The 21,406-nt window shown below is 69.0% G+C and carries 22 protein-coding genes, 1 pseudogene and 1 riboswitch; of the genes and pseudogenes, 10 read left to right on the forward strand and 13 right to left on the reverse strand.

Annotated elements, in window-relative coordinates; genetic code table 11:
- Positions 1-192: 192 nt before the first annotated feature.
- Positions 193-987 carry a hypothetical protein gene (locus ACFQ27_RS14605; protein WP_377354100.1) on the reverse strand — a complete coding sequence of 265 codons (795 nt, stop codon included), beginning with the start codon at positions 985-987 and terminating at the stop codon, positions 193-195.
- 170 nt (positions 988-1,157) lie between these two features.
- Here ACFQ27_RS14605 and ACFQ27_RS14610 point away from each other — a divergent pair, with 170 nt between their 5' ends.
- Positions 1,158-1,529, forward strand: a complete 372-nt coding sequence (locus tag ACFQ27_RS14610; RefSeq protein ID WP_377354101.1) for a hypothetical protein — start codon at positions 1,158-1,160, stop codon at positions 1,527-1,529.
- A 141-nt stretch (positions 1,530-1,670) separates the two neighbouring features.
- Positions 1,671-2,762, forward strand: a complete 1,092-nt coding sequence (locus tag ACFQ27_RS14615) for a tetratricopeptide repeat protein (RefSeq protein WP_377354102.1) — start codon at positions 1,671-1,673, stop codon at positions 2,760-2,762.
- 213 nt (positions 2,763-2,975) lie between these two features.
- Here ACFQ27_RS14615 and ACFQ27_RS14620 read toward each other — a convergent pair whose 3' ends face one another.
- Both ACFQ27_RS14620 and ACFQ27_RS14625 read right to left on the reverse strand, forming a co-directional pair.
- Positions 2,976-3,776 carry an enoyl-CoA hydratase/isomerase family protein gene (locus ACFQ27_RS14620; RefSeq protein ID WP_377354103.1) on the reverse strand — a complete coding sequence of 267 codons (801 nt, stop codon included), beginning with the start codon at positions 3,774-3,776 and terminating at the stop codon, positions 2,976-2,978.
- 32 nt (positions 3,777-3,808) lie between these two features.
- Positions 3,809-4,582, reverse strand: coding sequence for an SDR family NAD(P)-dependent oxidoreductase (locus ACFQ27_RS14625; protein ID WP_377354104.1), 774 nt, complete (start codon positions 4,580-4,582; stop codon positions 3,809-3,811).
- 356 nt (positions 4,583-4,938) lie between these two features.
- On the opposite strand from ACFQ27_RS14625, the gene ACFQ27_RS14630 reads away from it, so the two are divergent.
- Entirely contained in the window at positions 4,939-6,063 is a 1,125-nt protein-coding gene (locus ACFQ27_RS14630; protein ID WP_377354105.1) for an acyl-CoA dehydrogenase family protein, read from the forward strand.
- Positions 6,064-6,077: 14 nt separating this feature from the next.
- Entirely contained in the window at positions 6,078-7,337 is a 1,260-nt protein-coding gene (locus ACFQ27_RS14635; RefSeq protein WP_374346201.1) for an acyl-CoA dehydrogenase, read from the forward strand.
- A gap of 225 nt (positions 7,338-7,562) precedes the next feature.
- Here the strand turns inward: ACFQ27_RS14635 and ACFQ27_RS14640 are convergent, their stop codons facing one another.
- From ACFQ27_RS14640 to ada, 4 genes are read right to left on the reverse strand one after another with little or no spacing between them, the layout of a single operon-like run.
- Positions 7,563-8,783 carry a dipeptidase gene (locus ACFQ27_RS14640; RefSeq protein ID WP_377354106.1) on the reverse strand — a complete coding sequence of 407 codons (1,221 nt, stop codon included), beginning with the start codon at positions 8,781-8,783 and terminating at the stop codon, positions 7,563-7,565.
- Between the two features lie 55 nt (positions 8,784-8,838).
- Positions 8,839-9,306: a DUF1203 domain-containing protein gene (locus tag ACFQ27_RS14645; RefSeq protein ID WP_374346199.1), complete on the reverse strand. Its 468-nt coding sequence runs from the start codon at positions 9,304-9,306 to the stop codon at positions 8,839-8,841.
- A gap of 11 nt (positions 9,307-9,317) precedes the next feature.
- Positions 9,318-10,046, reverse strand: coding sequence for a 2OG-Fe(II) oxygenase (locus ACFQ27_RS14650; RefSeq protein WP_377354107.1), 729 nt, complete (start codon positions 10,044-10,046; stop codon positions 9,318-9,320).
- Positions 10,043-11,098, reverse strand: coding sequence for a bifunctional DNA-binding transcriptional regulator/O6-methylguanine-DNA methyltransferase Ada (gene ada, locus ACFQ27_RS14655; RefSeq protein ID WP_374346197.1), 1,056 nt, complete (start codon positions 11,096-11,098; stop codon positions 10,043-10,045). The genes ACFQ27_RS14650 and ada overlap by 4 nt, the downstream gene beginning before the upstream one ends.
- A 364-nt stretch (positions 11,099-11,462) precedes the next feature.
- On the opposite strand from ada, the gene ACFQ27_RS14660 reads away from it, so the two are divergent.
- Complete coding sequence (locus ACFQ27_RS14660; RefSeq protein WP_377354108.1) at positions 11,463-13,046, forward strand: ABC-F family ATP-binding cassette domain-containing protein; 1,584 nt, start codon at positions 11,463-11,465, stop codon at positions 13,044-13,046.
- 95 nt (positions 13,047-13,141) lie between these two features.
- Here ACFQ27_RS14660 and ACFQ27_RS14665 read toward each other — a convergent pair whose 3' ends face one another.
- The 5 genes from ACFQ27_RS14665 to ACFQ27_RS14685 all read right to left on the reverse strand — a co-directional run bounded on the left by ACFQ27_RS14665 (position 13,142) and on the right by ACFQ27_RS14685 (position 16,433).
- Positions 13,142-13,558, reverse strand: a complete 417-nt coding sequence (locus tag ACFQ27_RS14665) for a PaaI family thioesterase (protein WP_374346194.1) — start codon at positions 13,556-13,558, stop codon at positions 13,142-13,144.
- Positions 13,558-14,055, reverse strand: coding sequence for a 6,7-dimethyl-8-ribityllumazine synthase (locus ACFQ27_RS14670; RefSeq protein WP_377354109.1), 498 nt, complete (start codon positions 14,053-14,055; stop codon positions 13,558-13,560). Before ACFQ27_RS14670 ends, ACFQ27_RS14665 begins: the two co-directional genes overlap by 1 nt.
- A gap of 85 nt (positions 14,056-14,140) precedes the next feature.
- A riboswitch (FMN riboswitch) is annotated at positions 14,141-14,302 on the reverse strand.
- A 255-nt stretch (positions 14,303-14,557) separates the two neighbouring features.
- A complete protein-coding gene (locus ACFQ27_RS14675; RefSeq protein WP_374346192.1) occupies positions 14,558-15,004 on the reverse strand; it encodes a flagellar basal body protein in 447 nt (148 codons plus the stop codon).
- Complete coding sequence (locus ACFQ27_RS14680) at positions 15,004-15,327, reverse strand: rod-binding protein (RefSeq protein ID WP_377354110.1); 324 nt, start codon at positions 15,325-15,327, stop codon at positions 15,004-15,006. The genes ACFQ27_RS14675 and ACFQ27_RS14680 overlap by 1 nt, the downstream gene beginning before the upstream one ends.
- Positions 15,327-16,433 carry a flagellar basal body P-ring protein FlgI gene (locus tag ACFQ27_RS14685; RefSeq protein WP_374346190.1) on the reverse strand — a complete coding sequence of 369 codons (1,107 nt, stop codon included), beginning with the start codon at positions 16,431-16,433 and terminating at the stop codon, positions 15,327-15,329. The genes ACFQ27_RS14680 and ACFQ27_RS14685 overlap by 1 nt, the downstream gene beginning before the upstream one ends.
- Before the next feature lie 213 nt (positions 16,434-16,646).
- Between ACFQ27_RS14685 and fliX the strand changes: the two genes are divergently transcribed.
- The 4 genes from fliX (at position 16,647) to ACFQ27_RS14705 (ending at position 20,441) form a co-directional block, all read left to right on the forward strand.
- On the forward strand, positions 16,647-17,075 hold the full coding sequence (gene fliX, locus ACFQ27_RS14690) for a flagellar assembly regulator FliX (RefSeq protein ID WP_374346189.1): 429 nt from the start codon (positions 16,647-16,649) through the stop codon (positions 17,073-17,075).
- 104 nt (positions 17,076-17,179) lie between these two features.
- A complete protein-coding gene (gene dksA / locus ACFQ27_RS14695) occupies positions 17,180-17,608 on the forward strand; it encodes an RNA polymerase-binding protein DksA (protein ID WP_374346188.1) in 429 nt (142 codons plus the stop codon).
- A 119-nt stretch (positions 17,609-17,727) separates the two neighbouring features.
- Entirely contained in the window at positions 17,728-19,395 is a 1,668-nt protein-coding gene (locus ACFQ27_RS14700; RefSeq protein ID WP_374346186.1) for an NAD+ synthase, read from the forward strand.
- A gap of 77 nt (positions 19,396-19,472) precedes the next feature.
- Positions 19,473-20,441 carry a tetratricopeptide repeat protein gene (locus ACFQ27_RS14705; RefSeq protein ID WP_377354111.1) on the forward strand — a complete coding sequence of 323 codons (969 nt, stop codon included), beginning with the start codon at positions 19,473-19,475 and terminating at the stop codon, positions 20,439-20,441.
- On the opposite strand, the gene ACFQ27_RS14710 is transcribed toward ACFQ27_RS14705, so the two are convergent.
- Positions 20,438-21,040, reverse strand: coding sequence for an LOG family protein (locus ACFQ27_RS14710; RefSeq protein ID WP_374346182.1), 603 nt, complete (start codon positions 21,038-21,040; stop codon positions 20,438-20,440). The two genes, ACFQ27_RS14705 and ACFQ27_RS14710, sit on opposite strands and share 4 nt — an antisense overlap.
- Positions 21,041-21,135: 95 nt before the next feature.
- On the opposite strand from ACFQ27_RS14710, the pseudogene ACFQ27_RS14715 reads away from it, so the two are divergent.
- A pseudogene (locus ACFQ27_RS14715) lies at positions 21,136-21,406 on the forward strand (hypothetical protein); the annotation flags it as partial.

Raw genomic sequence — 21,406 nt, forward strand, 5'->3', positions numbered from 1 at the left:
GGACCCCAAGACCAAGTCTTGGGGTGACGGTGTGGGCATGCCGCAGTTTTTGCCACTTGTTGCAGTGGTTCCGAACCCCACCGATCCGGAAAACCCGGTCGGGGTAGGGCCTTGTTCTGACTTGAGAAAGAGCGTTTCGCCGGCAGTGTGTTCCGGTTTTGTTTTTACGCAAGCGAAAACGCTCTTGGGCCCTCAGACGAACTTGAACGCCACATTGGCCACGGTGGCGGTCTGGCCCATGCGGGCCCGGTCGCGGGCCTTCAGATGCAGGGCCATCAGGCCCTTGGGGCCGTCGCCGGCGGGCACGAAGGCGATGCGGCGGTCATTGACGAAGATGACGCTGTTTCCGTCGAGCGTGCCCAAGAACGTCGCCGCCGCCGTCTTGGCTGTCGCCGCCGGGTCGGCCACGGCCACCTCGGCGCCCACGATGTCCTCGGCGGCCTTGGGGTCGTGGTAGGCGCCGTGCAGCGGATCGCCCCACCAGTTGTCCTCGGGCGTGTACTTGTAGAACTCGAACCGCGAACCGAAGGTCTTGTAGTCGAACTGCATCAGGTGCTGGCCGCGGAAGTCCGGGATCTCGAAGGCCAGCTTGTGGCCGTTGGCGGCGGCCCGCGCCAACAGGGCGTCGTCGTCATAGGTCTGCATCACCACCATGAAGCCGCCGTCGCCGCCGCGCTCGGCGAAGAAGCTGTGCAGCTGGTGCGGCTCGCGGATCGGCGAGACCACCTCGATCAGGGTGGTCCCCACGCGGATCATGCGGGTGCGGAACCCGAAGGCGAGCGTCGGCTCGGGACCCTCGCGCTTGGGCGTCGGCTCGACATCGAGCAGGGCGTAGAGCTGGGCGCAGGTCGCGTCCAGGTCCTTGGCGGCGATCACGTAATGCCGCACGCGGCTGGGCCGAACCATGATCCCCTCCTGAGCCAGGGCCGGCGCGGCGAGGGCGCCTGCGGCCAGCGTGACCAGGGTCCTGCGAGTCATATCGTCCACGGCGTCCTCCCTAGGTCTGGTTATGATAGTTGGGAGGATACTAGACGAGAGGTTGTGGGGGGCAAGGGGGGCGTGTGGCCTCCCCCAAACGAGGGAGGCGTCGCCGGCGAAGGGGACGGAGAATGAGGTTGGCCGGTCGGCCGAGGTGTGTTGCGCGTGGAGTTGATCGTATGCGGCGGATGATGATTTCGGCGGTTGGGCTGGCCAGCCTGGCCTTGGTCGGTGGCGAGGCGTCGGCGGCGACGCCGGCGAGCGGCAAGTGCTTGGCGTTGGAGCAAGCGGTGGAGCGCGATACCGCCGCCTTTTCAAAGGCCTGGAATGCTCAGGTGGTGGGCTTCCCGACGCCGGGCGACCTGTACGAATCCTATGTCCAGCGGGTGAAGTCCGAGCCGCTGGCGGAACTGGCGCGCGAGGTTCGCGACGGTACGGCCACTCTGGAGAAGATCCAGGCCGAGGACGGGCCCGACGAAGAGTTGTCGCTGAACCTCAGCCTGGCGAGGTTGTCGGCCTGCTACGTGAAGGTTCTGGGCGCGGGGCGCTAGGGTCCTTCGGCTTTCGACAGGGGTGCTGATGCGATGCGGGCGTTGGCGTAGCTGTCGAGGTTGGGGTTCAGCTTGAGGGGCGTGGTGCAGATGGTGCGTTGGCGTTGGGGAGCCGGGTTCGGTCTCATCGTTGGGTTGGCTTTGGCGGCGCCCGCGGCGGCCCTGACGCGTGACGAGGCGGTGGACCACTGCATCAACAAGGCGAACACCTACTCGTACGCGCAGGTGGTGGAAGGGTGCACCGTCCTGATCGAGGCCGGCGACCTCTCCTCGGATGGGCAGGCGACCGCCTACTTGCTCCGAGGCACGGCCCGGATCGAGTTGCGGGACTTCGGCGGGGCGGAGACGGATTTCACCCAAAGTCTCGCCCTGGAGCCGCAGGAGAACGCCTATCTGGCGCGGAGCGTCGCCTATAGGTCTCAGGAAAAGTACGACCTCGCCGTGTCTGACCTGAACAAGGCGTTCAGTTTGAACCCTAGCAACGCCCTGACCGTGGCCGAGCGTGGCCGGGTGCGCCACCAGCAGGAGGACTATGCCGGCGCGATCAAGGATCTGGACCTGGCGATCGCCATGGATCCCAAACTCGTTTCAGCCCTCGCCTGGCGCGGCGACGCCTTCATGACATCGGGCCAATCCGACCGGGCTATCGCCGATTACACCCGCGTGGTCGAACTGGATCCCAAGTACACCGACGCCTTTCTGAACCGGGGCAGCGTCTATGCCTCACAGCAGAAGTATGCGCTGGCGGTCGCCGATTTCACCCAGGTGGTCACCCTGGCGCCCACCTATGCCGAGGGGTTCACAGAGCGCGGCATTTCCTATTGGGCGTTGGGGGAGCGGGTCCGCGCCATCGCCGATCATGACCGCGCCGCCGAACTCGATCCCGGTGACGTCATCAAGCACATGGCGCGGTGCATGCGCAGGATCTTCGCCAATATCGAGCTTGAGACGGCCTATGCGGCCTGCACGCGGGCCGTGGAGCTCAGGGCGGCGCCCGAGATCGTCTATTTCCATGGCGTGGCCAGCTTGAAGACCGAGCGTTGGGCTGAGGCCCTTGCAGATTTCCAGGATGGCCTGAACCGCGACAAACAGCGTGCGGGCGCCTATTTCGGCCAGGGGATCGCCAAGTTGCGCCTGGGCCAGCGCGAAGAGGGGGAGGCGGACATCGCCCGCGCTGAGGAGCTCGATCCCAAGGTGGCGGAGACCTACGCCACCTACGGGATCACGCCGTAGAGCCTTGGGGGCGAGGGCTCTCGCCCTACGTCGCCCCCTCACCCTAACCCTCTCCCCGCACGCGGGGAGAGGGAACAGGTCGGCGCTGTCGGAACCCTCGCCCCCATCGGGGGAGAGGGCAGGGTGAGGGGGCGTCGGCCGTAACCGCCCTTGGCGCGCCGGCCCCCTCAGTCGCTCCGCGACAGCTCCCCCAGAGGGGGAGCAGCCTTGGGGTCAGGTGTCGCGTTTTGCGTAGACCGGCGTCCGCTTCTCCAGGAACGCCCGGACGCCTTCGCCGAAGTCGCCGTCCTGGGCGCAGAGGATCTGGTTGCGGTCTTCCATGGCGATGGCGGCTTCCAGGCCGTTGGCGTCGATGGCGTGGTTGAGGGCTTCCTTCGTCAGGCGCAGGCCGAGCGGGGTGGCGTGCAGCATGTCGGCGGCGAAGCTGCGGGCCTCGGTTTCGAGCTCTGAGGCGTCGACGATCTTGCTGACCAGGCCGAGCTGATAGGCGCGGTCGGCGGTGATGAAGCGGCCGGTGAGCATGTACTCGGCGGCGACCGACGAGCCGACCATGCGCGGCAGGAAGTAGCTGACCCCGATGTCGCAGGCCGACAGGCCGATGCGGATGAAGGCGGCGTTCATCTTCAAGGACGGCGTGGCGATGCGGACGTCCGAGGCGAGGGCCAGGGCGAAGCCGCCGCCGGCCGCGGCGCCGTCGACGCAGGCGATGATCGGCTGCGGGCAGCGGCGCATGGCCATGACGATCTCGCTGATCTTGCGCTGGCCGGTGAGGCCCGCGCCCACCGAACGGTCGGCGTTGTCGCCGCCGCGGTCCTTGAGGTCCAGGCCGGCGCAGAAGGCCTTGCCCGCGCCGCGCAGGACCACCACGCGCACGTCGCGGCGCCAGTAGAGGCCGACGAAGAAGTCGCGCAGCTCGTCCACCAGCTTGGGGTTCAGGGCGTTCAGCCGGTCGGGCCGGTTCATGGTGGCGAAGGCGATGTCGCCTTCGAGGACGACGTCCAGGTGCTCGTACATGTGAGGTCTCGTTTCGCTTACTTGGCCAAGACTTACTTGGTTTGGCCGCCGTCGACGGGCACGATGGCGCCGTGGACGAAGCTGGCCTTGGTGCTGAGCAGGAAGGCGGCGGCCGAGCCGATCTCCTCCGGGTGGCCGAAGCGCTTCATGGGCACCTCGCGTTCGATCCAGCGGGTCCAGGCCGCTGCGCGGGGGCCCTTGGCCCGTTCCGCCCATTCGCCGCCCTCGAAGACGATGTTGCCCGGCGCGATGGCGTTGACCCGGACATTGTTGGCGCCGGTGATCTTGGCCAGCTCCTTGGTCAGGTGGTTCATGCCCGCCTTGGCGGTGCCGTAGGTCAGTGGGGTGCCCAGCGCGCCCAGGCCCGCGATGGAGGAGATGAACAGGATCGCGCCTTCCTTGCGCGGGGCCATCAGGCGATAGGCGCCGCGGGCGAGGCGCCAGGCCGAGCCCAGGTTCTGGGAGAAGCCGGCGTCCCAGGTCTCGTCATCCACCTCGGCGCCGAGCGGGCAGGGGTGGAGGCCGACATTGGCCACGGCGCCCCAGATGGGGCCGAGCGCAGCCTCGCAGCCGGCCAGGGCCGCCTCGATGGTGGCGGTGTCGCGCATGTCGCCGGCCATGGCCCAGAGGTTGGCCTCGCCGTAGCGGGCGGCCAGGTCCTTGCGGGTGGCTTCCAGCGCCTCGGCGCCGCGGGCGGTGATGGCGACCTTGGCGCCCTCGGCCAGGCAGGCCTCGACGATGCCCAAGCCGATGCCCCGGCTGGCGCCCGCCACGAAGATGGTCTTGCCTTTGAGTCCCAGGTCCATTGCGCGCCTCCCGCTGTTGTTGGGGCCAAGGTGGACACCCCGCCGTGGCGTCAGGCAAGGGGCGAGCTCCAAACCCCAATCGTCATGGCCGGGCTTGTCCCGGCCACCCATGAACTCCGAGCCGTTGGGGGAAGGCGCGGTGCGAACCTTCTGCACTCGGGCGCGTATGGGTGGCCGGGACAAGCCCGGCCATGACGGGAGAGAGGGGGAAGGGCTCCGAGTGTGGAGAGGTGGCAGGCTTGGTGTCCTTCGCTTTCTTGGGGTCCTTTGTGTCCCTCTTCCTTCCCTTTGACTGACCCTGCGAAAGCTCGCTCAACTAGGGGCTACGATCCGCGAGACAGCGGCGGGAGGCCCAGGTGAATTTCGATTTTTCGGACGACCAGAAACAATTGCGCGACCAGGTGCGGCGGTTCCTCGCCGACCGGTGTCCGCCGAGCGCGGTGCGCGCGATCCTCGAAGGGCCGGAGCCCTTTGACCGGGCGCTGTATGCCGGCCTGGGCGAGATGGGCTTTCTGGGCGCGGCGATCCCCGAGGCATACGGCGGGGTCGGCCTGGGGCAATTGGAGCTGTGCGTGATCGCCGAGGAGCTGGGCCGGGTGAACGCGCCCGTGCCGGTGGCGTCCTCGATCTATCAGGTGGCTGAGGCCCTGCTGCTGGCGGGGACGGAAGCCCAGAAGCAGGCCTGGCTGCCGAAGCTGGCCTCGGGCGAGGTGGTGGGCTGCGTGGCCCTGGCCGAAGGGGCGGGCAAGGTCAGCGAGACCGCGATCCACGCCCAGGTCTCCGGCGGCAAGCTTTTGGGGACCAAGGCGCCGGTGGCGGACGGCGACTGCGCCGACGTCGCCCTGGTGGCGGCCCGCGAGGCCGCGGGCGTGTCCCTGTGGATCGTCGACCTGACCGGTCCGGGCGTCACCCGCGAGGCGCTTGAGAGCATCGATCCCACCCGCAGCCAGGGCCGGATTGTGTTCGACGGCGCGCCGGCTGAGCGGCTGGGCGAGGCGGGCCAGGGCTGGCGGCTGGTGGCCGACATGCATGACCGCGCCGCGATTCTGATCGCCTTCGAACAGGTGGGCGGCTCGGATCGGGCGCTGGAGTTGGCGCGGGACTATGCGCTCGACCGCATGGCATTCGGCCGGCCCATCGCCTCGTTCCAGGCGGTAAAGCACATGCTGGCGGACATGTACGTCTCGGCGACCCTGGCCCGCTCCAACGCCTATTACGGCGCCTGGGCGCTTTCGACCGGCGCGGCCGAGCTGCCGATGGCGGCGGCGACGGCGCGGGTGTCGGGGACGCAGGCGTTCCAGCACTGCGCCAAGAACAACATCCAGGTGCACGGCGGCATGGGCTTCACCTGGGCCTTCGACTGCCACCTGTTCTATCGCCGGGCCAATGGGCTGGCCCTGGTGCTCGGGTCGCAGTCGACCTGGGAAGACCTGCTGATCGATCGCCTGCGCCAGCGCAACGACGCTCCGGCCGCGGCCTAAGAGGATTTGCTGAGATGAACTTCGACGACACCCCCGAAGAAGCCGCCTTCCGCGCTGAGGCTCGCGCCTGGATCCAGGCCAACGCCCCGCATGAGCTGGCCGACGAACTGGCCCAGGGCGGCTTCGGCCACATGGCCCTGAAGAGCGTCGATCCCATGGAAGCCGCCAAGGCCTGGCAGAAGAAGAAGTTCGACGCCGGCTGGGCCTGCCTGCATTGGCCGAAGGAATACGGCGGCCGGGGCGCGAGCCCCATCGAGCGCGTGATCTGGGGCCAGGAAGAGGGCGTGTTCGGCGCGCTCGGTGGGACCTTCATCATCGGCCACGGCATGTGCGGCCCGACCGTGATGGCCTGGGGCAAGGAAGAGCATAAGCGGAAACTTCTTCCGCCGCTGGCCGCCGGCGAGGAGATCTGGTGCCAGCTGTTCTCGGAACCGGCCGGCGGCTCGGACCTGGCCGGCCTGCGCACCCGCGCCGAGCGGGCCACGGACGGTTCGGGCGACTGGATCATCAACGGCCAGAAGATCTGGACCAGCGGCGCCCACTATTCCGACTACGGCATCCTGATCACCCGCACCGACCCGACCGTGGCCAAGCACAAGGGGCTGACCATGTTCTGGCTGTCGATGAAGACGCCGGGCATCGAGATCCGGCCGATCAAACAGGCCAACGGCCAGTCGGGCTTCAACGAGGTCTATTTCACCGACGTCCGGATCCCCGATGACCAGCGCCTGGGCGAGGTCGGCCAGGGCTGGACCGTGTCCCTGACCACCCTGATGAACGAGCGCCTGTCGATCGGCTCGGGCATGCCGACCGGCTTTGCGGAGCTGTTCGACTACTGCCTGAACTTCGAGACCGAGGACGGCCCGGCCATCGATGACCGCATGGTTCGCTCGCGCCTGGCCCAGTACGCGGTCAAGGCCAGCGGCCTGAAGTACACCGGCATGCGCGCGATCAGCGCCCTGTCCAAGGGCGAGACGCCCGGGCCGGAGAACTCCATCGGCAAGCTGGTGGCCGGCGCGACCATGCAGGAGCTGGCGATGTTCGCGCTCGATCTGCAGGGCCAGGCCGGCGTGATGCTGGACCCCGAGCAGGCCGAGGCCGGCGCCCGGTTCCAGGCCATGCTGCTGCGTTCGCCCGCCACGCGGGTCGAGGGCGGGACCGACGAGATCCTGCGCAACATCATCGCCGAGCGGGTGCTGGGCCTGCCCGGCGACATCCGCGTGGATAAGGACGTCCCCTTCAAGGACATCCCCACGAGCGGCCGGGGGGCCTAAGGGGCGGACTCAAGCGGGCCAGGTGATACCCGGCCACATCCGGTTCCTTCTCCCCTTGTGGGAGAAGGTGTCGGGCGACAGCCCGACGGATGAGGGGGCGCGCAACCCTGGCCCAGGTATCGCGAAGGGCCGTCCTAGAGAGGTCTGAGAGACCCCTCATCCGACCCTGCTCCGCAGGGCCACCTTCTCCCACAAGGGGAGAAGGATGATTCTCGCGGATCTGGGCTAGTTCGCCTCGCGGGCGGCTTCGGCCGCCTTCAGCACGCGCAGGGCGTTGCCGCCCCAGATCTTGGCGACGTCCTGCGGCGTGTAGCCGGCCGCGATCAGGCGTTCGGTGATGGCCGGATAGTCGGTGACGTCCTCCAGGCCGGTGATGCCGCCGCCGCCGTCGAAGTCGCCCGACACGCCCACATGGTCGAACCCGGCCACTTTGATGGCGTGCAGCATGTGGGCCATGAAGTCGTCGAGGTTGGCGCGGGGGACCGGCCACTTGGCGTCGATGGCCTTGCGGCCCTCATTGAACGCCTTGCGTTGGGCGTCGGTCATGTTGCGGCCCGGGGGGCCGACCTTGGCGATCAGCTCTTTCATCGCCGCCTCGCGTTCCGGGATGACCGGCACGGCCACCATGTAGTTCGAAAAGGCGTTGATCTGGATGACGCCGCCCTTGGCCGCCAGGGCCCGCAGGCGGTTGTCGTCGATGTTGCGCGGGTGGTTGAAGACGTCCTTGCAGCCGGTGTGGGTGAGCAGGATCGGGGTCTTGGACAGGGCGATCATCTGATCGAGCGACTCGTCCGAAGCGTGGCTGGCGTCGATGACGATGCCCAGGCGGTTGGCCTCGGCGACAAAGGCCTTGCCGGCCGGTGACAGGCCGCCCCATTCCGGCTTGTCGGTGGCGGAGTCGGCCAGGTCGTTGTTGCGGGTGTGAACCGGGCCCATCACCCGAACGCCCAGCTTGTAGAAGGTGGTCATCAGGCTGAGATCGCCGGAGACCGGGTCGCTGTTCTCCATGCTGACATAGACGAAGCGCTTGCCGCGACCGAGGATGGCGGCCGCGTCGTCGGCCTTGGTGGCCAGTTCGAACTTGTCGCCATGCTTGGCGACCATCTCGCGGATCTCGACGGCCCGGTAGAGGGCGTAGTCGCGGGCGGCGTGGAAGCCCTCGACCCCGCGCGGGCCCTGGGGCGTGAACACCGCGAAGAAGCCGCCGTCGACCCCGCCCTCGATCATCCGCGGCAGGTCTACCTGGCTGCCGTCCGCCTCATAGGAATGCCGCTGCAGCATGCTCCAGCCGGGGATGCCGAAGTTGGCCGGGGTGTCGAAGTGGGTGTCGAGCACGATGGCGGCGTCATGCGCCTGGCGCGCCGGGCTGGGCTTTCCGGCCGCCAGGGCCTGGGTTGCGGTGGCGGCGAGCAGCAGGGCGGCGAGGGAGACGATCGGGCGGCGCATGGGAACTCCTGAAACAGGCCCCAGCTAGAGCGCCGCCCGCGCCTGGACGCAAGCCTCAGGTCCGGTCGATGCGGGCGCTGAAGCAGCCATGGGCGGCGTTGTGCGCATGGATGTAGCTGGCCTCGGGGCTTTCGAAGGCGCCGCGGATGGCGGCGTCGATGTCGGCGCCCCGCGCCAGGGTCGCGCCCACCAGCATGCCGTCGGCGTTGAAGATGCGCAGGGCGATCGGCCGGTTGGCGAAGACCTGCGGCAGCTCGTCGGTGAGGCGCGCCGGGGCGGTGGCGGCCTCGCGCACATAGATGGCGTAGGCCGAGCGGTAGGGCGTGTCGGCCGTGTGGCTCTCATAGTTCATGAGCAGGACCGTCTCGCCGACCTCGGGATCTTCGAGGGTGATGCGGCAGGGGAAGCCGGGCTTTTCGGTGACGGTCCGGCGAAGCACGCCCCGCTTGGCGAGCTCAGCGTCGGACAGGCCGAACAGGGACTGGAACTGGGCCGGGTCGAGGCCGGTGATGGCGTAGGTCATTGGAGGGCTCCTTAGAGGGCGTCGTGGAAGATGACGCCGAGGGTGTGGCGGGCGCCGGAGCGGATCCGGCTGACCCCGTGGCGAAGGTTCACGCGGTAGGCGCCGCGGGTTCCGGTGACGGGGCGATGGTGGACGGCGAAGACGATCAGGTCGCCCTGGGTCAGGGGGGCGACCTCGGCGCGGGACTGCAGGCGCGGGCGCTGTTCGGTCAGCACGAACTCGCCGCCGGTGAAGTCGCGACCGGGCTCCGACAGGAGCACCGCGGCCTGCAGCGGAAAGACGTGCTCGCCGTAGAGGTCCTGGTGCAGGCAGTTGTAGTCTCCCGGGCCGTAGCGCAGCAGCAGAGGGGTGGGGCGCAGCTGGCCTGCGGCGTGACAGCGGGCGAGGAAGTCGGCGTGATTGGCCGGATAGCGGACCCCGATCCCCATGCGGTCGTTCCAGCGGTTGGCGAGCGGCGCGAGGCGCGGATAGAGGGCCTCGCGCAGGGCCTGGACCAGATCGGGCAGGGGATAGGCGAAGTACTGGTATTCCCCGCGTCCGAAGCCGTGGCGGCTCATCACCACCCGGCTGCGGAAGGCCGCTCCGACGTCGTAGAGGGCAGCCGTCGCCTCGCACTCCTCTCGCGTCAGCAGGCCCGGCAGGATCGCGCAGCCGCGCGCGTCCAGTTCGGCCTCGAGGGCCGGCCAGTTCTGATCTGCGATGCGGGTGGGAAGCGAGGGGGGCGTGGCCGCGAGGCTCACGCCGCGGCCTCGCGGTCGAGCAAGGTGCGTTTTCGCTCGACCCCCCAGCGGTAGCCGGACAGGCCGCCGTCGTTGCGCACCACCCGGTGACAGGGGATGGCGATGGCGAGCGCATTGGCGGCGCAGGCCTGGGCGACCGCGCGGACCGCTTTGGGCGCGCCGATCTTCTCAGCGATCTCGGCGTAGCTGGCCGTGCGGCCGGCCTGGATGTCGCCGAGCGCGGTCCAGACCCGCTGCTGGAAGGCCGTGCCCCGCACGTCGAGCGGTAGGTCGAGGCCGGCGGCGGGCTGCTCCACCAGGGCCACGACCCGGGCCATGGTCGCCTCGAACTCTGGATCACCGCCCACCAGCTCGGCGCGGGGGAAGCGGTCCTGCAGGTCGCGGACCAGCACGTCTGGATCGTCGCCCATGAGGATGGCGCAGACGCCCTTGGGCGTCGCCGCCGCCAGGATGGCGCCCAAGGAGCACTGGCCGACGGCGAAGCGGATCACCGTGTCCTTGCCGCCCTTGCGGGCTTGCGTCGGGGTCATGCCCAGCACCTTGGCTGAGGTCTCATAGAACCGGCCGCCGGAATTGAAGCCGGCGTCGTAGATGGCCTCGGTGACAGTGCCGGTCTCGCCGAGCGCCGCGCGGACCCGGCGGGCGCGCTCGGCCTGGCCGAAAGCCGCCGGCGTCAGGCCGCAGACCGCCTTGAACACCCGGTGGAAGTGGTGGGGGCTGAGGCCGGCTTGGGCGGCCAGCTCAGCCAGGCTGGGCGGGGTCTCGGCCTCGGCGATGGTGCGGCAGGCGCGGGCCACGGTCTCCGCGTAGCGCTGCGACAGGGGCGGCTCGGTGGGCTTGCAGCGCTTGCAGGGCCGGAAGCCCGCGGCCTCGGCCTCGGCCGGCGTCACGTGGAAGGCCACGTTCTCCCGGCGCGGCAGGCGAGCGGCGCAGGAGGGGCGGCAGTAGACGCCGGTGGTGCGCACGGAGAAGAAGAATTCGCCGTCCGCCGCCCGGTCGCGGGCGACGACGGCGGCCCAACGGGCTTCGTCAATCGGGGTCTGGCTCAACATGTCGGCCTCCTTGGGCGGTGCTGAGCCTGGTGTAGGGGGCCGGGCGATGGCGCGAACTCCGTCTCTTGCGGTCAAATTCGGAGGGTGTGGCGCGGAGTTCAAGTCCCCCTCACCGCTCATCCCGGCGAATGCCGGGAACCAGGTCGTAGAGCGCGGTGCGGGCGGGAAGGGTTCAGCTTGGGAGCCTCCGGGCGCTCGGCGCCATTGGATCTGGATCCCGGCATTCGCCGGGATGAGCGGTGGGGTGGGGTTTGCGCTCCTCCGGCCACCGGCTTATATCCACACCCTCAAATGGAGGACACGACCATGCGCACCGCGACGGACACCCGCTTCGCCCTGTTCGCCCATGTCGCCCTGGTCCCCCATGCCCGCCTTCGTCACCCTGGATTCTGTCAGCGTCCGACTGCCTGACGGCCGCAGCCTCTTCGACACCCTCACCCTGGCGCTTGGCCCTGAGCGCACCGGCCTGGTGGGCCGCAACGGGACAGGGAAGTCGACGCTGCTCAAACTGATCTCCGGCGAGGTCGCGCCCAGTGCGGGCGCGGTGTCGGTGAGCTGTCGCCTGGGCGTGCTGCGCCAGGCCTATGGCGCGCAGGAGACCGCCGCCGACCTCTGCGGTTGCGCGGACGACCTGGCGCGGCTGGCCCGGATCGAGGCGGGCGAGGGCTCGGAGGACGACTTCGCCCTGGCCGACTGGGACCTGGAGGCGCGGTTGGCCAGCGCCCTGGCGGACGTCGGGTTGCCGGGGCTGGATCTGCAGCGGCCGGCCGCCAGCCTGAGCGGGGGACAGACGACCCGCGCGGCGCTGGCCGGGCTGATCGCGCTCAAGCCCGACCTGCTATTGCTGGACGAGCCGACCAATCACCTGGACGCGGAGGCTCGCGCCATGGTCGCCGAACTGATCGGTGGCTGGAAGGGCGGGGCCTTGGTGGTCAGTCACGACCGCGAGCTGTTGCGGCGCATGGACCGGATTGTCGAGCTGTCGGGCCTGGGCGCGCGGGTCTATGGCGGCGGCTACGACCTCTATGCCCAGCGCAAGGCCGAGGAGGAGGCCGCCGCGGCCCGCGACCTGGCCGAGGCGGAACGGGCGGTGGACCGCGTCGGACGGGAGGCCCAGGCCCTCCGGGAGCGCAAGGCGCGCAAGGACGCCGCCGGCAAGCAGTTCGCCGCCAAGCGCAGCGAGCCGAAGATCCTGCTGGGCGCCATGGCCGAGCGGGCCGAGAATTCCGGCGGGCGCGGCGAAAAGCTGGCCCAGAAGCTGGCGGCGGAGGCTGAGGGGCGGCTGAGCGAGGCCCAGGGTCGGGTCGAACGGTTGCGGCGCCTGGACTTCGATTTGCCGACGAGTGGACTGCCGGCGGGCAAGACGCTGTTGAACTTCGAGGGGGTGAGCTTCGGCTATCCCGGCGCCCCGCCGCTGTTCGCGGGACTGGACCTGCGCCTCGCCGGACCGGAGCGGGTGGCGGTCACCGGCCCCAATGGCGGCGGCAAGTCGACCCTGATCCGGCTGGCGGTGGGCGAGCTTGAGCCGAGCTCCGGGCTGATCGTGCGGGCGGGCGCCGCGGCGCTGCTGGACCAGCAGGTGTCCATGCTGCGCGAGGACGAGACCCTGGTGGAGGCGTTCCGCCGCCTGAACCCGCAGGCCAGCGAGAATGCGGCGCGGGCGGCCCTGGCCCGGTTCCTGTTCCGCAATGTGGCGGCGGACAAGCGGGTCAGCGCCCTGAGCGGCGGCGAACGGCTGCGGGCGGGCCTGGCCTGCGTGCTGATGGGCGATGAGCCGCCGCAGCTGCTGATCCTGGACGAGCCCACCAATCACCTGGACCTGGACTCGGTGACGGCCGTCGAGGCGGCGCTGTCCGGCTATGACGGCGCGATCCTGGTGGTCAGCCACGACCGGGACTTCCTGGCGGCGATCGGGGTGGAGCGTGAGGTGAGGGTGGGCGCGCTGTAGCCCCTCACCCCAACCCTCTCCCCACGTGGTGGGGAGAGGGGGCAGGTCCGCACAGAACCCTCTCCCCGCGTGCGGGGAGAGGGCAGTGTGAGGGGTCAGTTCGGCTTCTTCACCACGCGGAACACCGCGTTAGCCCTGGCGCAGGGCTCGCCGTCGGCGGTGACGAAGGCCTGGGCGAAGCACAGGGTCGAGCCCGGCTTGACGAACACCGTATCGAACTCGAGCCACTGGCCGATCTTGGCGGCGGCCAGGAAGTCGAGATTGAGGTTCACGGTGACGAAGCTGGAGCCGTCGCCGAGCGTGCGGCCGCAGGACAGGCCCATGGCGTTGTCGGCCAGGGCGCTGATCAGGCCGCCGTGGACGAAGCCGCGGCTGTTGGTGTGAGCCGGGGCGGCCCGCAGGCCGAGCACCAGGGCCCCCGGGGCCTTGCGGGCGTAGATCGGCGCCCACGAATCGGTGACGGGGCTCGAGCGGTCGTGTGGTTCGAAGCCCAGAGGGACGGCGGGCTCCATTACGCCGCGCCCGTCAGCTTCTGCAGGCTCTCCAGGGTCTTGAGGCAGGCGTCGGCGGCCTCGGCGCCCTTCTTGACGAAGTGCTCCTGGAAGAAGGCGTGGTGGGTGTCGCTGTCGTGGAAGTGGTGCGGGGTCAGGACCACGGAGAAGACCGGGATCTCGGTGGTCAGCTGGACCTGCATCAGGGCGTTGACCACCGTCTGGGCGACGAACTCGTGGCGGTAGATGCCGCCGTCCACCACCAGGGCCGCGCCGACCACGGCCGCGTAGCGGGCGGTCTTGGCCAGGATCTGGGCGTGCAGCGGGATCTCGAAGGCCCCGGGGGTGTCGAAGACGTCGACCATCTTCTCCGAGAAGCCCCGCTTGGCCAGCTCGGCCAGGAAGCCTTCGAGGGCCTTGTCGACGATGTGGGCGTGCCAGCCGGCCTTCACGAAGGCGATGCGGGCCGGTCGATAGGCGCCGTTGGCGGTGGCGAATTCATAGGACACTTGGGTCATGGTTTGCTCCCAGTCGGATTGGACCACGACTCAGGGAGCACCAGAGACAAGACGCTGACGCGCGGATGCGCGGGCGCTTCGCCTCGGTGGTTCTCATAACCGGACTCTAACCGTCGGCCCCGGGATCACACCGGTGTCTGCTGTCCCTGGAAGACATGGGTCTTCCAGGCGCCCGCGGGCTCGTGCGCGCCGTCGCCGGGGCGCCATTACCGCCGGTGGGGACTTTCACCCCGCCCTGAGAACGCGTTTCGCCGGAACAGCCCGGCGACGGTCGGGAAGCTAGACCGCTTACGGGACGTCAAACAAGCGTTTTAATCTGTGTGTGCGCACTCAACACCCGATCATCCCGGCGAACGCCGGGATCCAGGTCGTAGGGAGCGGCGTGAACGGGAAGGCTGCGGGATGGGCCTATCCGGGGGCTCGGAGCCATATGATCTGGATCCCGGCATTCGCCAGGATGAGCGGGGTAGGGGGCAAGGCCGAGCGCGGTGGAGAGGCCGGCCTACGCCCGCTTGTTCAGAGTGATCGAGGTGGCGACCGCCACGGGGGCGTTCACGCGGGCGCCGGGGCCGTAGTTGGCGGTGGAGGCGCGTTGGGTGGCCACCTCGTCGGCGATGGCGCGGACCAGGCCCTCGGTCACGGTCTTGGCGGCTTCCAGCGCGCGGCCCTGGCGGGCGAGCACGGCGTCAAAGGCCTCCGTCGATCGGATCAGCTTGGCGCGCAGGTCACGCGGCGCGGTGGCGATCAGGCCTGGATTGGCGCGGACCCGGGCGCTTTCGTGCCGGTAGATATTGGCGAGCTTGGAGGTCTCTTCGATATGGACCGCCGCGTCCTGGGGACGGTGCTGTTCGAAGGCCTGGGCCTCCATGGCGATCAGCTCGGTCAGGCGGTCCGTGAGCAGGATGAGCTGTTCGACGCGATCCGTCGCGTCCGGCGCGGAGAGGCTCATTAGACTTCCAATCCTTGAAGTTTCAGCATTTCTTGTTGGACGCGGGTCGACAGGCCGACACCGCCCGTGCGCACGACCTGCTTGGCCATGGCGTCGGCCATGAACGACTTGAAGGCCTGTTCGCCCTCGCCGCCGCCAAAGGCGCTGTCGGCGGTGTTCACGCCTTCGAACATCTGACCGATCATCACCGCCAGGAACGAAGCCTCGAAGGACTTGGCGGTCTCGGCGATCTTGGCGCGCTTGGCCTGTTCGGCGGCGCTGGGTTGGGCGCTTTGGGCCTGGAGAATGGCGGCCGGCGCCAGGGTCGGGGCGACGGAGTCCATCACATCACCTCGATGTCGGCTTGCAGGGCGCCCGCGGCCTTGATGGCCTGCAGGATGGAGATCATGTCGCGCGGCGTGACGCCCAGGGTGTTCAGGCCCGCCACCAGGGTCGCCAGCGAGGCGCCGTTCTTCAGGGTGATGAGCTGCTTGCCCTTTTCCTCGTCGACGCTGACGCCGGACTGGGGAACGACCGTGGTCTGGCCCTGGCTGAAGGGGGCAGGCTGGCTGACGGCCGGGGTCTCCTGGACGCGGATGGTCAGATTGCCCTGGGCGATGGCGACGGTGGAGATGCGGACGTTCTCGCCCATGACGATGACGCCGGCGACCTCGTCGATCACCACCTTGGCCGGCTCGTCGGTGTCGACCGACAGGTTCTCCACCTGGGAGACGAAGCTGACCATGTCCTGGCCGACCGGCGGCTGGACGGTGACGATGGTGGGGTTGTCGGCGCGGGCGCAGCCGGGGAAGCGGGCGTTGACCACGTCGGCGATGCGCCGGGCGGTGGTGAAGTCCGGATTGCGCAGGGTCATGCGCAGCTGGCCCATGGCGGCCAGCTGGAAGCCGATCTCCTTTTCGACGATCGCCCCGGAGGCGATGCGGCCGGCGGTGGGCACGCCCTTGGACACCGAGCTGCCGGAGGCGCCGGAGGCCGAGACCGAGCCGGTCTGCACTGTCCCTTGCGCCACCGCATAGACCTGGCCGTCCGCGCCCATGAGGGAGGTGACCAAGAGGGTGCCGCCCTGCAGGCTCTTGGCGTCGCCCATGGCCGAGATGGTGGTGTCGATGGGCGTGCCGGCGGCCACGAAGGGCGGCAGCTTGGCGGTGACCATGACCGCGGCGACGTTCTTGGTGTTCAGGTTGGCGTCGCGGGTGTTGACCCCCAGCCGCTCCAGCATCGCCTCCAGGCTCTGCTTGGTGAAGGGGGCGTTGCGGAGGCTGTCGCCGGAGCCGTTGAGGCCGACCACCAGGCCGTAGCCCATGAGCATGTTCTCACGGACACCTTCAAACTCGACCACGTCCTTGATGCGGGACTTGGCGAAGCTGGGCTGGGCCGCGAGCGCGGCGCAGGCCAGGATGACGCTGAACAGACCGAAGGTGCGACGCATGGGGTTCCGGACGCGGTCAAAATGAACGCAAGGCCCGATGCCATGTCCGTGCCACTTGGTGGCCCCTTGGATTCCTTTGGGAATTCGCGAGCTGGGGCGATGCGTCGCCGCGCGCCAGGGGTGACTTGGGCAGAAATTGCCCGGCATTAACCATACCTCAAGGCGCCGGGCCTGAGATTCCCGAAGACGCGCAAGGCGGAGTTCGAGTCGACCATGAAAGTGAATGGCGCCAGCGGCGTGGGGCCCACAGGCGGTCCGGGCAAGGCCCGGGGCGCAGACGGGTCCGGATTCCGGCTGCCGACGGCCGCGCCCGCGGCCGGGCCGGCCCAGGTCGCCCGCACCGGTTCGGTGGGCGGGGTGATGAGTGTTGATGCGATCCTGGCTCTGCAGGAGGTCGGCGGCCCGCTGGAGCGCCGCCGCCGCGCCGTGCGCCGGGCCGGGCGGCTGCTGGACGTGCTGGACGGGGTGAAGCTGAACCTGTTGTCCGGCGAAGTGTCCGCCGCCGATCTCGATAGTCTGAAATCCGCCATCCGCGACCAGCGCGACCAGACCGACGACGTGGGTCTGGAAGGGGTCCTCGACGAGATCGAGACGCGGGCGGCGGTTGAACTGGCCAAGCTCGAATGCGCGAAACGTTCATGACGATCCGCGCTTTGCGAGCGAGTCGCGTTGTGCGGTTCTGCGAGCCTGCTATAAGCGCGCGGCGTGTCTTACGGGGCGTAACTCCAAGGGGGCGTGAGGCGTAAATGACCACAGCCGCTGTATTGGCTGACAAGCCGGATTATCGTCCTTCCGAGGACGAGGAGTTCATGAATGAGCGTCAGCTTGAGTATTTCAAGCAGAAGCTCATCAATTGGAAAGAGGATATCTTGCGGGAATCCCGCGAGACCTTGACCCATCTGCAGGCAGAGACCGAGAACCACCCGGATATCGCCGACCGTGCGACTTCGGAGACTGATCGGGCTCTTGAACTGCGGACCCGCGATCGCCAGCGCAAGTTGATCTCCAAGATCGACGAAGCTCTGCGGCGCATCGAGGACGGCAGCTACGGCTACTGCGAAGAGACTGGCGAGCCCATCGGCGTCGCCCGGCTCGACGCCAGGCCGATCGCCACGCTGAGCCTTGAGGCGCAAGAACGGCACGAGCGACGCGAGCGGGTTCACCGCGACGACTGATTTTTGTGACGCCGCTCCCGACCCGGGGGCGGCGTTTCTCATTTCGGCCTTCGCGCGAACCTACCGCCGGTCGGTATTCCATGTGGCGGGGCAGGGCGCCCGACGCTACATGACAGGACATGAGCCAGCGTCTTGTCATCGCCGCCATCCAGGCCAATCCCACCGTCGGCGCCATTGCGCGCAACGAGAGCCTCGCCCGCGAGCGGATGGCTGAGGCGCGCGCCGCCGGGGCCGACATCGCCCTGTTCTCCGAACTGTTCATCAACGGCTACCCGCCCGAGGACCTGGCGCTGAAGCCGGCCTTCTGGGCGGCGGGCAAGGCCGCGGTCGAGCGGTTGGCGGCTGAGACCACGGCGGATTTCGCCGCCCTGGTCGGGGTGATCTGGCCCTCGGACGTCCCCGGCGTGCGGCCGCGCAACGCCCTGGCCTTCCTGGCTGAGGGCAAGGTCCAGGGCGTGGCCTTCAAGTGCGACCTGCCGAACTATGGGGTGTTCGACGAGAAGCGGGTGTTCGAGCCCGGGACCGCGCCGAGCGTGTTCACCTGGAAGGGCGTCAAGATCGGGGTTCCGATCTGCGAGGACATCTGGAGCCCGGTGGTGTGCGCCGGCCTGAAGGCGGCGGGCGCCGAAATCCTGCTGGTCCCCAACGGTTCGCCCTTCCGCCGGATGGCGGATGCGGAGCGGATGCAGGTGGCCACGGCGCGCGTCGCCGAGACCGGCCTGCCGCTGGTCTATGTCAACGAGGTGGGCGGCCAGGACGAACTGGTGTTCGACGGCGGCTCCTTCGCCCTCTCGGCCCAGGGCGAGGTGGTCATGCGCCTGCCGATGTTCGAGGAAGCCCTGGCGGTCACCACCTGGGAGAAGGGCGCGACCGGCTGGGCCTGCGCCGAGGCGCCGATGGCCGACTGGGTTTCTGGTCCGGAAGAGGTCTATCGGGCCATGGTCCTGGGCCTGAGAGATTACGTGAACAAGTCGGGCTTTCCTGGTGTTCTGCTTGGGCTTTCCGGCGGCGTCGACTCCGCCCTGGTGGCGGTGGTGGCCGCCGACGCCCTGGGTCCGGAGCGGGTGCGCTGCTTCATGCTGCCCTCGCGCTATACGAGCCGCGACAGCCTGGAGGACGCCGCCGATTGCGCCGGCCGGCTGGGCGTGCGCCTGGACGAGATCGCCATCGCCCCGGCCGTGGACGCGTTCTCCGGCATGCTCACCCCGCTCTATGAGGGCAAGGCCCCGGACCTGACCGAAGAGAACATCCAGGCCCGGATCCGCGGCCTGTCGCTGATGGCCCTGTCCAACAAGCTGGGCTCCATGCTGCTGACCACCGGCAACAAGTCGGAGATGGCGGTGGGCTACGCCACGCTCTACGGCGACATGTGCGGCGGCTACAACGTGCTGAAGGACGTCTACAAGACTGAGGTCTACGCCGTCTGCGAGTGGCGTAACGCCCACAATCCCTATGGCCTGGCAGCCGACCCGATCCCGCGCCGGATCATCACCAAGGCGCCCTCAGCGGAACTGCGGCCCGACCAGAAGGACCAGGACAGCCTGCCGGAATACGCCGAGCTGGACGCGATCCTGTTTGGCCTGGTGGAGGAAGAGGCGACCCTGGACGAGATCGTCGCCCGCGGCCACGCGGCCGAGACGGTCGAGCGGGTCCAGCGCCTGCTCTACAACTCCGAATACAAGCGCCGTCAGGCGGCGCCGGGCGTGAAGATCGGCCCCCGCGCCTTTGGCCGCGACCGCCGCTATCCCATCGTCAACGGCTTCCGCGACGCGGTGAGCAAGGGCTGAGGCGAGCGCTGCAGCCGACGGTTGCCGTGACGCTCGACCCTGATAGGGTCAAGGCGTTCGGTGTGTGGGGGTCGATGATGTTTCGGCAGGCTTTGATCCGTGCGATCGCGTGCGCGGCCCTGTTCACGGTGGCGGCCTGCTCGACCACGGTGGATATCAGCGCCCGGTTCCCTCCGCGCTACGCCGAGACCGCCAATCTGCGCAAGATCGCGGTGGCCAATTTCGACGGCTATGGCGGGCCGGAGTTCCAGGCGGTGCTGCGCAATGAGCTCTATTCCGCACAGTTCGACGGCCAGACCTATTTCACCGTCGTTGCGGGCGGCGGGCCGGCGGACCCTGGGGCGGCCGCGGCCTTTGGGCGCTCGGTCGGCGCCCAGGCGGTGATCCTGGGGACGGTGGGCTCGGATTTCCGCACCGATCAGTATCAGGGCAGCGAGCAGCGCTGCGTGGACAAAGACGGCGACAAGTGCCGGAAGTACAAGTCGTTTCCCATCCCCTGTTGGCGGCGCAATGTTGACCTCATGGTCACGCCCAGCGTGGTCAATGTGGCGAGTGGAAGGGTGGTCTATTCGGCCCAGAAGCGGGCGCATCGCGAGGCGTCCTGGTGCGCCAACCAGACCCCGCCCGGCAGCGACCTGGACCTGGTCAGCGACGCCCAGCGCGAGATCGCCAGCGACATCCGCCGCGATATCGCCCCCTACAACACGACGCTCAGCGCCACCTTGAAGACCAAGGGCGAGGGGCTGTCGGCCGACCTGAAGACCCGCTTCACCGCGGCGGTGAAGTCGGCCTCAAGCGGCGACATGGGCGGGGCCTGCGAAGCCTGGAAGGCTGTCGACGCCGCCCAGCCCGGCAACCTGGATACGGTTTATGACCTGGGGGTCTGCTTCGAGAGCGCGGGCGACTATCCCCGGGCGCTCACCCAGTACCGCAAGGCCCAGGGCCTGGCGCCGGCCGACAAGGAGGTCGCCGCCTCGCTGAACCGCGCCAGCAACCTGCTGGACGCCCAGAACGCCTTGAAGCGCAACGCGGGCGGCCGGCGCTAACTCAGCCGCGCGACCTCGGGCGCCAGGACGGCGGCGGCGCCGCGCGGGGCGAGCAGGGCGGGGACCACGTCCTCGATCCGCTCCACCGTCACCCAGCTGTCCATGAATTCCGGCGGGGTGAAGCGGTGGTCCACCGTGTGCTGGAAGAGGGCGAACAGCGGGTCCCAGAAGCCGTTCGGGCTCCAGAACACCACCGGCTTGGCGTGCAAGTCCAGGCGGCGCCAGGACAGCAGCTCGACGATCTCCTCCAGGGTGCCGACGCCGCCGGGCAGGACGACGAAGCTGTCGGCCTGCTCGAACATCATCAGCTTGCGCTCGTGCATCGAGGTGACGGTGATGGTCTCGACCACGTCCAGGCGGCGTTCCTTGATTTTCAGGAACTCCGGGATGATCCCCAGCACCTGGCCGCCGGCCTCATGCGCGGCGATGGCGCAGGCCCCCATCAGGCCCACGCCGCCGCCGCCATAGATCAGCCGCAGCTGCGCCGCCGCAATGGCCCGGCCAAGCTCGGCCGAGGCGGAGAACAGCGCCGGGTCGGCGGCGTCGGAGGATCCGCAGAACACGCAGACGGACGTCAGGGGAGCGGGGTCGTGCCCCATGTGGCAGGCTCCAGAGAATCAGGTTCAGCCGCTTGAAGGACGTAGCGGAAAGATCAGAGTAGCTAGGTTTTGGTTTCAGGAGTTGCAAGCAACCCGTGGTGCGTATCCCGGTTCCCCTGATCGCGGCCCTGGCCGCTGCCGCCCTGGTCGGCGGATGCGGCCGCGCGGCGGCCCCGAAGGCGGCCGAGCCCGGCGCGAGCGATATCGCCGCGGCGGGCTATCTGGAGCCGCCCGCCATCGCTGAGGTCTCCGCCGCCGACGGGCAGGTGACGGTGGCGGGGATCGCCCCGCCGCGCTCCACGGTGCGCCTGGCCACCCCCATGGGCCAGGAGACCCTGGCCCGGGCCGACGCCCGCGGGGCCTGGC

This window comes from Phenylobacterium conjunctum (assembly GCF_042679085.1).
In the GTDB taxonomy this organism is placed as follows: domain Bacteria; phylum Pseudomonadota; class Alphaproteobacteria; order Caulobacterales; family Caulobacteraceae; genus Phenylobacterium; species Phenylobacterium conjunctum.